General features: G+C 37.5%; 18 protein-coding genes. All 18 read left to right on the top strand.

Annotated elements, in window-relative coordinates:
- Positions 1–280 precede the first annotated feature (280 nt).
- Complete coding sequence (locus tag ACH0QE_RS21010; RefSeq protein WP_415802428.1) at positions 281–652, top strand: type II toxin-antitoxin system HicA family toxin; 372 nt, start codon at positions 281–283, stop codon at positions 650–652.
- 460 nt (positions 653–1,112) lie between these two features.
- Positions 1,113–2,333, top strand: a complete 1,221-nt coding sequence (locus tag ACH0QE_RS21015; RefSeq protein ID WP_415802429.1) for a hypothetical protein — start codon at positions 1,113–1,115, stop codon at positions 2,331–2,333.
- Between the two features lie 12 nt (positions 2,334–2,345).
- Positions 2,346–3,092 (top strand): hypothetical protein, encoded by a 747-nt coding sequence (locus ACH0QE_RS21020; RefSeq protein ID WP_415802430.1) that lies wholly within the window; start codon positions 2,346–2,348, stop codon positions 3,090–3,092.
- Positions 3,093–3,211: 119 nt separating this feature from the next.
- Positions 3,212–3,712 (top strand): hypothetical protein, encoded by a 501-nt coding sequence (locus ACH0QE_RS21025; protein WP_415802431.1) that lies wholly within the window; start codon positions 3,212–3,214, stop codon positions 3,710–3,712.
- A 274-nt stretch (positions 3,713–3,986) separates the two neighbouring features.
- Complete coding sequence (locus tag ACH0QE_RS21030; RefSeq protein WP_415802432.1) at positions 3,987–4,340, top strand: DUF6018 family natural product bioysynthesis protein; 354 nt, start codon at positions 3,987–3,989, stop codon at positions 4,338–4,340.
- Positions 4,341–4,541: 201 nt separating this feature from the next.
- On the top strand, positions 4,542–5,207 hold the full coding sequence (gene radC, locus ACH0QE_RS21035; RefSeq protein WP_415802433.1) for a RadC family protein: 666 nt from the start codon (positions 4,542–4,544) through the stop codon (positions 5,205–5,207).
- Positions 5,208–5,911: 704 nt separating this feature from the next.
- Positions 5,912–7,678: a group II intron reverse transcriptase/maturase gene (gene ltrA, locus ACH0QE_RS21040; protein ID WP_415802434.1), complete on the top strand. Its 1,767-nt coding sequence runs from the start codon at positions 5,912–5,914 to the stop codon at positions 7,676–7,678.
- A 110-nt stretch (positions 7,679–7,788) separates the two neighbouring features.
- Positions 7,789–8,055 carry a hypothetical protein gene (locus ACH0QE_RS21045; protein WP_415802435.1) on the top strand — a complete coding sequence of 89 codons (267 nt, stop codon included), beginning with the start codon at positions 7,789–7,791 and terminating at the stop codon, positions 8,053–8,055.
- On the top strand, positions 8,048–8,461 hold the full coding sequence (locus ACH0QE_RS21050) for a single-stranded DNA-binding protein (protein ID WP_415802436.1): 414 nt from the start codon (positions 8,048–8,050) through the stop codon (positions 8,459–8,461). Before ACH0QE_RS21045 ends, ACH0QE_RS21050 begins: the two co-directional genes overlap by 8 nt.
- Before the next feature lie 78 nt (positions 8,462–8,539).
- Entirely contained in the window at positions 8,540–9,367 is an 828-nt protein-coding gene (locus ACH0QE_RS21055; protein WP_415802437.1) for a hypothetical protein, read from the top strand.
- Positions 9,368–9,434: 67 nt separating this feature from the next.
- Positions 9,435–9,743, top strand: a complete 309-nt coding sequence (locus tag ACH0QE_RS21060; protein WP_415802438.1) for a hypothetical protein — start codon at positions 9,435–9,437, stop codon at positions 9,741–9,743.
- 1 nt (position 9,744) lies between these two features.
- Positions 9,745–10,821: a DUF6094 domain-containing protein gene (locus ACH0QE_RS21065; protein WP_415802440.1), complete on the top strand. Its 1,077-nt coding sequence runs from the start codon at positions 9,745–9,747 to the stop codon at positions 10,819–10,821.
- A gap of 11 nt (positions 10,822–10,832) precedes the next feature.
- The gene (locus tag ACH0QE_RS21070) at positions 10,833–11,150 is read left to right on the top strand and encodes a hypothetical protein (protein ID WP_415802441.1); all 318 of its coding nucleotides are present in this window, start codon (positions 10,833–10,835) and stop codon (positions 11,148–11,150) included.
- Positions 11,151–11,226: 76 nt separating this feature from the next.
- Entirely contained in the window at positions 11,227–13,074 is a 1,848-nt protein-coding gene (locus ACH0QE_RS21075) for an LPD1 domain-containing protein (RefSeq protein ID WP_415802442.1), read from the top strand.
- 15 nt (positions 13,075–13,089) lie between these two features.
- A complete protein-coding gene (locus ACH0QE_RS21080; RefSeq protein ID WP_415802443.1) occupies positions 13,090–13,623 on the top strand; it encodes a nucleotidyltransferase domain-containing protein in 534 nt (177 codons plus the stop codon).
- Positions 13,624–13,682: 59 nt separating this feature from the next.
- A complete protein-coding gene (locus tag ACH0QE_RS21085; RefSeq protein WP_415802444.1) occupies positions 13,683–14,003 on the top strand; it encodes a hypothetical protein in 321 nt (106 codons plus the stop codon).
- Positions 14,004–14,087: 84 nt separating this feature from the next.
- Entirely contained in the window at positions 14,088–14,702 is a 615-nt protein-coding gene (locus ACH0QE_RS21090) for a hypothetical protein (RefSeq protein ID WP_415802445.1), read from the top strand.
- A gap of 174 nt (positions 14,703–14,876) precedes the next feature.
- The coding region (locus tag ACH0QE_RS21095; RefSeq protein ID WP_415802446.1) for a hypothetical protein at positions 14,877–15,170 on the top strand (294 nt) is incomplete at its 3' end.

Consider the following 15,170-nt stretch of genomic DNA (forward strand, 5'->3'; position numbering starts at 1 on the left):
GACTAACGGATGGGCTCTAACGCACCATAGTTCAGCGACCTTCCTCTTCCAGCCGTAGAATCAGTATTGACGGTTCGGAACCATTTTCATTCTCTGTGGTGAAGCGCCGATTTTCTCGCTTCATGGATGGCTAACGGGTGCGTTGATCCAGGAAGGATAATGCACCTTTTTCATTGAATTCCTAATTAAACAAACGGGGCAGGATAGTTGAACAAGAAGCTGGATTAATTTAAGCAACACTGTCTAAATAATATGGTCTGTATTTATTGGGGGTACTTTAATGGGGATGTCGTTAAATAGAAAAGTAGTCATTAGTGTATTTATAGTGATTTTGTTAATAATTTTAACATTATTTTTCTTACAACCTAAAGAGCCTTTTCCTGTAAGAAGTATCAGCCCAATAGAAGCCATCAATAAATTTAAGAAGTCAGAGAAGGATATAGTTCTCATTACAACCCAAAACCATATTTCATGGTATTTAACATTAAAGGATAGAGGAAAAGGCAAGGAAGATTTTATTAAGATAATGGAAAGTGACGGATGGAATCTTGATTATCAGGAAGGGTCTGGATTGTTTTTTTCTAAGGAAAACGGAAAACGAATAGGTGGCTGTAAAATTTGGAATAGAAAGTACTTAGTTTGTCATGATTGATTAAAATTGTCCCCTGGTCCAGGAGGATAATTGCACTTTTTTCAACACCTTAGTGTGCTTTAGTGTAAGAATTTCTTATTCGCTTAACAGGGCAGCTTTCCTGTAATAAAGAAACGATTGTGAACAAATGTACTTAAACAAACGGGTGCTTATGTTTAAGAAGAAAGCCTACCTTTATACAATTGTGTGGATTATATATTGTAATGAAAAATGTAGACCAGCATGTATGGTCTACATTTATTTAACTCAAAATTAATTTTTAAAGCATATTATTGTTAAGAGAAATTTTAAGCATAAGAATGTAATTTTGACATTTTTATGCTTGAAGTCACAATCCACTCCAAATACGAAACATCGTGGCTGTACTCACTGGCTTAAGATCGCACCCTCCCAAGATTTCATAAGGAAACTGATTTCTAAGTCTCCAGTTGAATTAGGAGGCGAGAAGACAGCTCTAACCATGTGGCTGGGGGTCCGGGTAGAAGAGAGTGCAAGAAGGGCAAACAGTATAGCTAACTGGCAATTGTCCGAGGAATCTCTTTGGGCTAGGCACACAGACTTTGAGGAAGTAATGTGCTTCCATCCGCTAAAGTTTGTGACCTCAGATGAGTTATGGTATTCACTTCTCAATCGCGGCACGCTGCCCTATGGTGTAACAACCGACGAATTAGCAGTGCAGTATGGTGAAGGCATAATGGAGTGTGGAATGAAAACAAGTTCTGACCAGGGCAACTCCTGCGGAGGAAGTGGAGGAAGGTTAGGCTGTTGGACTTGCGGAATGGTCAGTGGCAATGATCCTATGCTCTTGCGTTTCATTGAAGAAGGACATAATTACAAAGGTTTATTGGAATGGAAGAATATCATGCTGGCCATGAGGAATGACATTCGTTATCGAGAGGTATTCCCTCGGCAGCAATATAACCGCTTCTTCAAGACAAACGATAAGCCGGAGCAATTCGATCTATTTAACTCCAGTGATGAAACCAAAAATAACAACAACTTTGAAACATACAGGCGGAATAAATATGATACTTATTCCCCAGGTGGAATGACATTTGAAGGACGCAGATTGCTTCTTGAGCACCTATTGTATATTGAAGAGAGAGATGGTCTTTCGCTTATATCTGAGGATGAAATACAAGCTGTTCTGGACGCGTGGGAGGATACTGAAGGTATTTGTATTCAGCCGTCTGAAATCGCCCCAAAACGCTTTGAATATGACGGACAGTTGATCTTCCTACCTGATAAGACTATCAACAAGAAAGCGACCAAAAATAAAAATAAAGTTTTTTATATCACTGTCGAACTTAATAAGGAAGATTCAGAGTTTTATTCCTTTATGAAAGAGAGACAGAGGATTAACCAATCGAGCATATTTTTCTTTCCAAGCTCCCAGGAGTTTAAAGATAAAAAGCTGGTTTGGAATAAGGCAACTTTTGTGGTGTGCAAAGAGGGAATCAAATCTCAAACTGAAGCGGCGGAGCATCTATATAAGTGGTTAGGCTGGCATTATGGTTCTTTTACGAAGGATACCTTTAATGCAGCGATCAATCATTTAATTTTATCTGCTTTGTCAGAAGGATTTATGGATAATACAACAAAACTATCTAAAGCAAACATTCAGCTAGAACCTCTTCCAGTGACTAACGGGAATGATGGCCAGCTGGCATTTGCAATATAAGGAGGAATAGGAATGAAAGAAAATTCTATAAGCACTAAATTTGTATATGGTTCGTTGATTTTCTTGTTCATAATGCTTTCATTTATCATCTCAACTTCAATTTTAATTGAGATTTCTAAGATTATTGAACTACCAAAAGGCGTTTATCTTTTTGGAACCTTAGCCCTGGTAATTACTTTAACCATTTTTGAATTCAAACTCTATAAATGGTTGGAGGATATCCTGCTAGGAAAGCAAGTAGTTCCAGAAAGAATAAAGAAATTAGTCGATTTGGACGACTTTAGGCCAACTCAATTATATGAGCCAGTTCAAAGAGTCACTATGATGTTTAGTGTACTCATCATGATTACTGGTGTTTATTTGATGTGGTATTCAAGACAATATTATGGCCAGGATGTGAATTTCATCAGCATTTTGTCAGCAGGTTTCACCGTATTTTCTGTTGGAATGGCTTTAGCCTTGATGGCTGAATCTAATGGTAAAGAGATTGTACGTGAACTTAGAGCAAAGATTGAGAAACAACCTGAAGATAAAAAGGAAGCAGTCGTAGTTGAGTCTGTTGCTGATATTTGCAAAGATGAGATAATTATTAAACTCTTAGAATCACTGGATAAAAGTAATGAAATTATTATGGAACTGGTTGATAAGTTGAATTATCCAGAACAAACAAGAGATTCCGACAAAAGTATATCAATCAATGTAGTTAATAAGGTCAGTAGGCAACACAATAAAAACAAGATAAGAAATTATCGAAAATAATTTCCGAAGAAGGAGCCGTTGAGGTTCCTTCTTTTTTTTCCTTAATTGTCAATATGTTCATATTATAACTGCTGTTGTAATGGTTACGTGATAAAATTAACAGAAAAGGGGGGAAAGAAGTGGAACTTACAAAAGAGCAAAAATATAAAATTTACCTAGAGGAAAAGGAAAGATTAAAAGAAGAACAGGAAAGAGACCTAATAAATTCCCTGACAGAGGAAGAGAAGCAAAAAATCATAAAAGAAATTGAAGCAAATGATACGGTTTTTGTAACTGAAAAAGATATACTGTATCCAAATGAGAAACAGACAAAAAAATACACTATCTTCTTTGCCCTTGCTGTTATGTCCATGTTTATAAATATATTCTTTGGAGCTGCATTGCTAACTGCTATATTTATTTATTCTGTATATCTAGGTGTTACCAACAGAATGATCATGGAACCTAACATTAAATATCATTGTCCCAAATGTGACCAAAAACATATAAACATAATTAGAAAAGAGGAGGAACACCAACAACAAAAGACAGGTTCAATAAGGGCAAAATGTTTAGTTTGTGAGTATCAGTTCAGATTAGTAGTTGGGGATACTGCCATTCAAAAGTTGAAGATTAATTAAAGAAAAGTAGAAAAAGCGTAATATATAAGAAACTATCTAATAAATAAATATTGCCTACGCAACCAAATAATAGTAAAATTGCATTATAAGTATTTTTTGATTTTTGTTTTTTATGCAGCCATTTGGTTAGCGGGTTATGTTATTAAACGCATGCGTTCTTTGGAACGAGACTAGTAAACACATTCTATGTGTCTATTAAAGTCCGTTCTGGAGGGCGCTTTTTTGCGTTCTAATAAATATTATTTATTTATTTCAGAAAGGGAGGATGTAAGTAATGAGAGCATTAACAATGTCAGAGGTTTTTGGTAACAAAGAGGATGTATTTGAGGATTGTAAAAAGCAGGTTCAAGTATTGAGCAGCAATGAGAAGTATCGTTTAACAGCTGAGATCGTTTTGAAGAATGGAGACCGCCGATATTATCGTGCCAAAACCGTTGACAAAAATTCAGCTGTTCGAGAAATTCTTACATTTGTTGCTGCGCTTGAAGAAGGGATTGGAGAAAACGTGATGTGGAGATTTAAAGGAGAAGACAAGTACCATTTTAGCACAAATTTTGAAGCTAAACCTTCTCTTATCCAACAAGCCAAATCGGCTTTTTTACGTTATTTCTTCGATTTAGAAGCTTAAATTAAATTTAGGAGGGACCACTCATGAATCGAGTTGTAAACATTTTCACTTATGATGGCGTTGAAATGGTTAAGTACAGCGATGGAACCGTAGAAGCTCTATGGGTTGCTGAATACTATGGTCGCGTTATCTAATCACCAGATTTAAAGGGGCTATTAAAAACTAAATTAAGAGACTTTAAGAAAGGTTGTTGAATCAATCATGAACAAACACTTTGCAATAGCAAAAGAGGAACTAGTATTCTATGGGACTGAAAACACTTCACTGCAAAATCTTCTTGCGGTAATGATCGGTCCAAAAGCAAATCCGTCTATCACTGGTCAATTGGCTTCACTGGGAGTAAAAGGGCTATCTTCTTTATCTAAAGAAGAATTACTCTCCTATGAAGGCATTGGCGAAACGATTGCAGATCGCATTCAAGCATGTTTAGGCCTTGCTGGACTAATGAACAAGTTCAAAATTGAAAACAAGTACGTTGTTCGTTCTCCAGAAGATGCTGCTAAGTATCTTGCTGATTTGTCTATGTCGGACCAGGAACAATTCGAGGCTGTTTTCTTAAACACTAAGAATGTTGTCATCGGCCGAAAAACAATCTTCAAAGGTTCACTGAATGCGAGCATAGTTCATCCGAGAGAGTTGTTCCGTGAAGCGTTAAAACTAAGCGCTGCATCGATCATCGTTGGGCATCAACATCCATCAGGCGACCCTACTCCTTCTAGAGAGGACATCGAGGTTACCAAACGCTTGCATAAAGTTGGTGAAACGGTAGGGATTGAGCTTCTAGATCATGTAATCATCGGTGAAAGTGGAAAATTCACATCATTAAAAGAAAAGGGGTGTGCGACTAGTTCCGTTATAACCATGTAAAAGTGGGAAATACGGGGGTTAAGAAATTTAACCTAACTTTTTATCCAATGGTTGGAATGAAGAATCCATGTTTTCTGAAACAACCACACTGATACTCCTACATGCATAAGTTCATAACAGTGAATAAATGTGTGAAGCTAGGTGAAGTCGATCGAATGTTAGCTAAGTCTCAACAAAGAGATATGCAAGCAGATAGATCGGGTGGCTACAAAATATCTATGGTAAGAATGACTGATTACAGTCTGACGAAGTTCCGAATGTACGGGTCTAGATTTCTAAGGAATCGAAAGGTTTCGCTAATCTTACGATTAGGTAAGTTGACGATGAGTAAAAGTACCCCTTATGAAAATCGTCCTGCAAACTATGGTGCAGCTAAAACTTACAGGCTCATAGGAACTACCTAAGGATATATGTATAGCTAGGATAAAAGGAACTAGGAAAGCAAGGGACGTCGTTTAGGTCTGTTTAACCTGACGTTTGCTATAAGGTAGAGATACTGAAAAGCATTTATCCTTGTGAGAGTAGGGGCATGACCGTTGAAGCTTTTGTAATGAAGGTGGAGGAATAGCCCTAAGTCTTTTCACAGTAAAAATGATATTCCAAAAGGTGAAATGCGAGGGTCTGGTAGGAAAATGGGAATTCATACTCTGTAAGGAGGGTGAACCATCTCGCAAGCACAACTACGATATTGGGAGTACTATGATATGACTAGTACTTTCGAGGAATTATACGACAAGAGCAAGAATGGAGAAAATTTCAATCGGTTGTATGACATCATTACATCGAGGGAAAATATTCTTCTTGCCTATCGTACAATTAAAAGCAATAAAGGTTCTAAAACGGCGGGAGTAGATGAACGAACTATAGACCACTTCAAGTCTTTTACTGAAGAACAATTAGTTACTTTCATTCAAAAACGCCTAAGTAATTATCAACCCATGAAAGTAAGACGAGTTTTCATCCCTAAACCGAATGGAGATTTAAGACCGCTAGGCATACCAAGCATGAGTGACAGAATTATACAACAAGCTTTCAAACAGGTACTTCAACCGATTTGCGAAGCTAGATTCTACAATCACTCCTACGGGTTTAGACCTTTACGGTCTACACACCATGCACTAGCAAGAGTAAATTTCCTTATAAACAAAAGTCAGCTACATTATGTAGTAGATATCGATATCAAAGGTTTCTTTGATAACGTCAATCACACTCTTTTGTTGAAACAAATTTGGAACATAGGAATCAGAGATAGAAAAGTTATTCGTCTAATTAGCAAGATGCTAAAAGCTGAAATTGAAGGAGAAGGAATTCCGTCTAAAGGAACACCACAAGGCGGTATACTCTCACCACTACTTTCTAACATTGTCCTAAACGATTTAGACAATTGGGTAGCAAGCCAGTGGGAAAACTTCCAAATCAGAGCTACGGGCTACAATGGGGGAGACAAATTTAGACTCCTCAAGGGTAGGACAAAGCTGAAAGAAGGTTTTATCGTCCGTTATGCGGATGACTTTAAAATCCTTTGTCGTGATTGGAAAACAGCTCAAAAATGGTATCACGCAGTTAGACTCTATCTTAAAGACCGTCTGAAACTAGATATCTCCCCGGAGAAATCGAAGGTTATTAATCTAAGGAAAAATAAATCTGATTTCCTTGGTTACTCCTTATGGGCTGAAAAGAAAGGCAAAAAACGTGTAGCTTATACCCAACTTAATGTGAAAAAAAGAAAACAGTATAGTGAGGAAGGACGAAAAAGGCTAAAGGATATTCAAAAAAGTCCTACTATGCAAAATGTCCTACTTTATAATAGCTGGGTTCTTGGTATTCACAATTACAGCAAAGGTGCCACACACGTAAACAAAGATTTCCAGAGGATTGCCTTTTCCTTACTAAAGACCCTTTATAATCGTTTGAGACAATGCGGTATATATGAGCGACCTAAAAATGCACCACCAACTTATAAGAAGTTCTATAAAAATAATTATAAAACTTATAAGGTAAGCGGAATTTATCTTTACCCTCTCTCGGATATAAGTCATAAGAGCATCATGAGTTTTTCTCAATGGCTTACTCCCTTTACAAAAGAAGGTAGAGAACACATACAAAAAATGCTTACTGGTGACATTACTACAGAACTAATCAAACTCATGAAATCTAATATACCAAATAGAAGCATTGAATATTTTGATAACCGTATAAGTAGATATAGTATGAAAAATGGCAAATGTGAAATTACAGGTTGGTTTACTCCAGCTGAAAATGTACATTGCCATCACTACTTACCTCTAAGTTTAGGAGGAACAGATGAATTCAAAAATCTGAGAATCCTTAATATTACGGTGCACAAGCTTATTCATGCAACGGAAAATCAAACGATTAAAAGTTATCTTTCTATACTTAATCTAAATGATGAAGCTATAAAGAAAGTTAACAACTATCGTAGAGAATGTAACCTGGAACCTATCATATAGGAACTAAGTGAAAAGATGGAACGCCGTATGCGAGGAAACTTGCACGTACGGTGTGGAGTGGGGGAAAAAGTGGAGATAACTTCAAAACTTTACCTATCACTATATTTGAAATGAACACATTAACTGCTCAATTGGTTTTGAGAGGTTTCCAACAGGCTCTAGAAGAAAGGTTTCGTGTAGATGTATCTGTCTGCAATGACCTTTACGATTCCGAAGTAGAAGTTGCAGAAAGAATCGTTGAAGGTAAAAACGTTACTATTCTTTTGGGTGTTCACAAAACAAAAAAGGATGTTGCCTATGTAGAGCAAGATGGCAAGCATGTCATTGAGCTCCGCAGGCATACATCATTAAAGAAAAGGGGTATCTGTAATGAATAAACTCTTGCTCGTTGGCCGTTTAACAAAAAATCCTGTATCTAAGGGGACAGAGGAAAAGCCTGTTTGCTACTTCACTTTGGCTGCTAACCGTGACTTCACCAATGCAAGCGGTGAGCGTGAAGCAGACTTTATTGATCTAAAAGCTTTTAAAGGTCTTGCAAAAAATTGTAGCAAGTACCTTACCAAGGGTAGCCTTGTTTCAGTAGAAGCAGCTGTCCGTACTAGTATTCGTGAAATTGATGGTAAGAAACGAACTACAGTTGATTTTATTGCAGACAAAGTAAAGTTCTTGGATATCAAGAAGAGCAACAGCAATAATGATGAAGATAATCAGCAAATGGACCAAGATGAACCATTCCCTGGCAGTGAAGAAGTCGGGTCTGGTGATGCATGGCCATTCGGTTGATTTGAATTTACAAAAAGCGTTCATTCCTTTTGGATGAGCGCTTTTTATTTAATAAATATTTTTACTGGGGGCATTAATGTGAACAAATATAAAGTAGTTTTAGATGATAACACCGTTGTTCTCGTTGGAACAGCCGAAATCGTTCGGGAATATCTTGAATCACGCTTTGCGGAAAAATTTAATTTCCTTCCTATGTTCCAAGAGTCAGAAGATGAGGGATGTTTGGAAGTTTATCTCCATACAGACACTTACGAAGACTTAGAGGAATCGGAGATTGCCAAATTAGTTGAATTGGGTATCAAAGAATTCGATTCACTACAGGTAATTTGTTCACTTCTTAATATCCGAGTTGAGCAAACCGAAAGGATTGTTAATTGTTCGTTCTGTAATAAAGTGTTTGTGCAAACAAAGTCACACAAAAGTGTACTGAATTTTTGCGAAAAATGTTTGCTACACCCAGAAAAATTGACTTTTAAAGAGATCAATCATGATGTCGCCGTCTTTATTTTTGGGGGGATTCGAGAAGCAATCAGGGCAGAACTGAAAGAGAATCAAAAGAAACGGGATTTGGACATTCAGACTAAAAGGTTGATTGCTGTTTATTCCTTCGGAGGTATCGTTGATTCCATTGAAGAAGGAACTGACCTGCAGGAGATGGCAAAGGAAATGAGAGCTTATCTTGACGAGCAAGGCTTTGATGGCGAAAGGGATGATGCTCGAATATTCCAAGTCAATGGCGGTTTCAGTAAAGTAGTGTACTCTTTTCAAACGAGAGAAACACTATTGGAAAATGACGATATAGAAGTCTATAGTCCTCTGGATGGAACTATCAAAATTTTTGGTCGTAACACCAAGGAAGATATGATTGTTTTCTATGATCCAGAACAAAACTTTGGTCATCAATAACAAAATAGTTTATACGAGGGGGAGGTAACTATTACTTTCCCTTTTTATTATTTCTGGAGGTGAGGATATGCTGCCGCATTGTTATGAAGATAGTGATTCGGTAAAGCCATTTTTAAAAAAAGCAGAAAACAGCCTTCCTTTCCATAAATACGAACCAATATTGAGTGCGTATAAACAGAAGGACAACATGTTCAAATGTGTAGCATTAACTCACATAAAGAACCATTTTAAAAAGGCTGCTATTAGTGAGGAAGCATTTCACGAGCTTATCGATTTGCTAGATAATTTTCGTGATCCCTATCAGGATTTTCTAGAGGGAAATTCTAGTCGAACATGGGCTGAAACAAAAACTAATTTATTAGGAGGAATTATTTAATATGAGCCATGTAGGAAATAAAATACGTGCAGGATTTTTTAAAACGCCGGAGTTGCAAGGGGAATATTTAAGCAAATTGTTGAAAGTAGAAGGCAGCGGTGTATGGTTAGACCCTACTTGTGGTGAAGGAGAAATACTTCATCAATTGTCTTCTGGGCATCAAAGCGAAGATTGTACCATCTCCACCTATGGAGTCGAGTTGGATAAGACCAGGGCAGAAAAAGCCAAGGCATTGCTGAACCATTGTATCAACGCACCAATCGAGTCAATGGTTATTCAGAATGATGCGGTCTCCATGCTCTATCTCAATCCTCCATATGACTTCACGATGAAGGGGATGGATGATGAATCTGCAGAACGGAAAGAGTGGACTGAGCTATTCCGCAACACCAAATATCTTATGGAAAAAGGGTTAATGATTTACGTCATTCCATCCTATAGATTCGCTGATAAAAAAATTGCGCGGTTTTTAGCTACTCATTTTGAAAATATTGCTATGATGCGTTTTTCCGATGAGGACTATGATGATTTCCGCCAGTGCATTTTTATCGGTAATAAAAAGTCAGGAAAACATAAAGAGTTCAATCAAAAACTATTTGATTTCCTAACTAATTTAGAGTCAGATGAATTCGTTATGGAAAAGGTGACTCCAATCGATAAGTTCGTGGGTGCAAACATGACATGGACCGTTCCCGCTGGTGTAGAAGAATTAAAAACCTTCTATACAAAATTGGCCAATAAAACGGACTATGTATCTGGAATCAGAAACAGCAAAGGATTCCAGGCTTTCATGAATCGTTCAAAGCCTAGGCAGCTGGAAATAGGGGGTAATCCAATTCTTCCATTGAATGTCGGTCAACTTGCTCTACTTCTTGCTTCGGGGGCAGTTAATGGTGAAATTGGTGAAGGTGACAATTATCATCTAGTCCAAGGTCTGGAAATCGTAAAGAAAATCCCAAACGAGGAAAAGAAAGTACATGATAATGGCAGCACTACCACCATAACCAAGATCAAAACCAAAAGGGAGGTTTCCGTTAAGGTCATTTGTCAATCGGGCGTTATTCGGAAACTTGTCTAAGGAGGGGTAATATGTACGGCGAGTACAATTTTATTTGTTCATTCGGCTCAGTTGAATTTGGTTATTATGAATATCCAGATGGTGGCTGTGTCGATGAATATAAGGTGGTCGCACGATATTGGGAAAAGGATTCATGCTATTTGGATGAAAAAGTTCTCTCTTATGAAGACAGTCCAGGAGAAGCAGTTGAATCAATTTCTCATTATGTAGAAAACGGAATGAAGTTTAATGGCATTAAAAAGTCATATGCTTTTCCGGGCGGTTATACATTGCAATATCAAGAAGGCGGTAAATATATAGCCGTTCCAATTGATTATGCGATGAAATAACAAAATCGAGAGGTCTAGGAGTCAATCTTCTAGCCTCTTTTTTATTTACTAAAACCCAATGGGGAGGACTTAGATAATGGAAAATCAACTATCTTTATTTCAAGCAGCTACAGAAGGTCCTGTTTTGTTTGATATTCGAACAGAACAGCAAACTAACAAAAAGGTTGCTTATGATGTAGGCGAAAAAATGGGCGGTGCGAGAAAGGACTTAGCTGCTTTACGAAAAGCATTTGAAGACCATCAATCTTCAACCATTTTGGATGAGATCGAGGGAGTCAGCTCGATATTGGCAGCTGAAATCATCACTAAATCAGAACTTTTCAAACGCTTCAATTTAGCGGATGAAAAGGAAAAGGGAACTGAACCATCTGCAGCAAGGGCAAAACAACTTTTGATCCAGAGAGTGAATTCCGCTCCTGTCGAAGATTCAAAAGAAGTGCGCCTTAAGTTTATGAAGGCTGCTCAGCACTTGCTGTCAGTATTGGAGCCAGTAAAGACCATAGATGATTTATATCCTGTTCTACATGAACTTTCTGGCCATATCAGATGTGAGACATATGATATTGGTTTTTTAGAGAGGAAAGTAAACAGCATCAAAGAAGAGCTGAATACGCTCGAAAAAGGCTCTGATGATTGGAAAAGTCTATATAGTCAAGGAATGTCTTATAAGCGGACTTTAAAGAAAGCAAAAGAATCCCAAGATCTCATTTTGAGTGTTTTAGGCGAAAAGTTTTGCAACTTCTTCAAAAGTAAGGCAAGTTACATGTCTACTTTGAAAAACGCTATTAAGATTCAATCCTGGGACGAGCTTTTAGAAAAGAAAGAGGGCAAGAAAGGTGTTTCTCGAAGACCGGTATGGGAAAGAACTCTTCCTGAGCGCCCAGACCGCATAGGAGGCCCACAGAGCCCAATTGAGAAACCAGAAGACCTTCTAGAGTTCTTCGGCTATAGAGGCGTGCAATTCGGCCACTACGTTGAGGATCAGAAAGGTATAGAACATCTGTTACGTTCTTCTGAAGCCATGATGGACCTTGCCGGTATTTTGGACATTGACTATACTTCCTTATCATTAGGAGGAGCGTTAGGCATGGCATATGGAGCTAGAGGCCGCGGGGGTAATGCACTGGCTCATTTCGAACCGATGTCTAATGTTATCAATATGACAAAGGAGCGCGGCTGCTTAGGGGTGTTTGGTCATGAATGGTGGCACGCATTGGATTGTTATATCCATTTATTAAGCCACAAATCAAAGAACGGAAGAATTGGGTTTGCTTCCAATCCAGAATCATTGGGAACTGGGATTGAACCTCTAATTGAGATTTTATTCAGGGAACTAATCGATGCCATTATGGTTGGAGATAGCATAGCCCATTATGAAAACACTAATAAACCAGAAATTAGATGGAGAGGAACATACTTCAAGCAAGTTTATAACCGGCACAATGGGAACCTGTTTGAAGCAATGAAGGAGAAAATTGAGGAATCGGAAAAGACCCTTCAATCGGATATGGCTTTCTATTCACGTTTCTCACAGCAAAGTGACAAAAAGATTGAAAAGATGAAGAAAAAGATTGAGAGGGATAATAAATCTTTCGCCCAGGCATTAGCATGGTATCACGAGCAGCAAACTGGAGAGCGTGTTGACCGTATCCCATATCCTTCTGACAAGTCCAATTACTTTCAGCAGTCTTTGGTCCTTGACCGTCAGAAAGAGGGAAAATATTGGTCATCTTCGGTTGAACTGACTGCAAGAGCCTTTGAATCCTATATCCAGGATAAACTCAAAGCTTCAGGCAGAAAAAGTGATTACCTTGTCGCCGGAACTCGTGACGGAATAGCATTTCCTATGGGTGAGGAAAGAGAACGGATTAATCAGAAGTTTGATTTAATTATCAAGCTATTGAAAGAAAACAAAATCATTTAATTGGGGGTTAACAATATGGAACAAAATGTTCTGTTTAATGAGTCAAACATCATACTGCTTAACAGCAGGGTGGTAAATCACATAAAAGATTGTCTTGGAGCCAATAAAGAAAGTGAATTTAGCATGACAAAAATGTGCATTGTGGGAAGCCGCGTAGTTGGTAATCAACATCCTGATAGCGACCTAGATATTGCATTAGCTTTTACAGGAACGTTGAAGGAAGATGATTGCTTCAATATTCTAATGGCCGAACCGCTCAGATTTAAGGGAATAAAAGTTGATTTTATCCCATATAGCGAAAACAAGGGCAATCACATTGATTTAGAAAAGCCTCATTTCTTCCTGTTCGATATCGAATCTGCTGAAGAAGCTATTGAACTAGAATTCGACGCTGATAAAATGATGCGATTGGTAGCAATGGATGCTTTACTAAAATTCACTTTTAAGAACCTTAATAAAAAAATGCCAAAAGAAGATGTTCTTCAGATCCTGTTTAATTCTTATGTGCTTGATGACTCTGCAATGGAACTGGAGTATATGAAGTTATAAAAGGCACAGGCTTTCTTTCTTTTGAAAGCCTGACACATCTTCAAATGGAGGGATAATTTATGAATAATGAACAAATGGGTAAGTCTCTGGTTCATAGCTTAATTGATATTCTATGGTCTGAACAAAATAAAGATAATGAACAAGTAATTCATCAGTCCTTCAATTTTATGAAAAAAGCGGATGAACTACCCGAAGGCTTGAAGCGGATATATGAAGATATGAAAGTATACCTGAAAACGGAACATTCCTTTTATCATCCATTTAAGATTCTGCATCCATATGAATGGGCTTTGGAACGATTAGAACCTGAATACTTCAGGAAAATGAGAAGTCAGTTTTACAAAGAAGATTTTGGAGAAGACAGGTGGCTTCCGTTCTGAGAAGTAGTGGTACACCTGCAGAAAACAAGGTTTCCATATAGGAGACCTTGTTTTTTATTAAATTTAAGAATAGGGGAGACTGAAATGAACTTAAAACTAAAGAAAGTGTATTCTGTATCTAAAAAAGGAAAGCCTGAAAAGCCAAGACTTTTCCTTCAACACTTGGTTTGTGAAGCGGCTGGATTTACTCCAAAAGGAGAGCTCTTCATTAGTATTAATGAAAGTAAGGAAGAGATCGTGCTCCAAAACTTTCCGTTCAATGACAGCAATGAAGTATTTTCTGTTCATGTAGCTTCAAGAAAAAGCAGACTTAGTGGAAAAGAAAGGCCATTGGTTGACACAGCAGGTGATAAATATGCCTTTTTAGATATTAATCAAAAAATTGAGGTCAATGTATATAGGAACGGAAATAAAGGACAGATTGTGATTCGTCCTCTGGAATACCAGATGCTTGAAAACAATACTATCCCAACTCCAAAAGATTCTAGGATCCGTGTACTTAGTGTTTGCGCGGGTAGTGGAATAGGGACTGCAGCATTGGTGGATACAAATTATTTTTCGGCCGTACAGGAGATTGAGTTAGAGGAAGATTCAGCTGAGGTATTGCTACACAACTTTCCAAACTCCACCATATTCAATGGGGACTTGCGTGATTGTAATGACATAGCTGAAGCAGACATGGCTTTTGTAACGCTGTAATTTTTCATTAACTTCCGGAATGTGTTCGAAAATTACCGGAATATTTTTCAAATTCAACTGGAATCATTCCGTAATTATTAGGAATGTAATTCAGTATTAAACGGAATGCAAATAGCCCAACGTATTGTGGGCTATTTGCTTATTTTCTGAAAAATAGAGGAACGGTGATAAATTATGGGGAGATTATTACTAGTACCACAACCTCAAAATGGAGAAAGTTTAAAAAGCTTTTTGTTACGCCTATCAATGGAAAACCATTATGATTATATTTCATGGATTTACGAGTTAAGCAATTTAAAAAGAAATAGTACATACCTTTTATCTCCCCATAAAAGTGACTTAATTCACCTATCAGATTTAGTGGGAATCCCATGTAATGAATTATGGAAATTGACTTTTGTAAATGAGTTTAATGATTATTTATCTAAAGATTACTATACTCAAGTGATTTATAGGAACGGAATAATT

The organism is Mesobacillus sp., from assembly GCF_047739415.1.
GTDB lineage: Bacteria > Bacillota > Bacilli > Bacillales > Cytobacillaceae > Mesobacillus.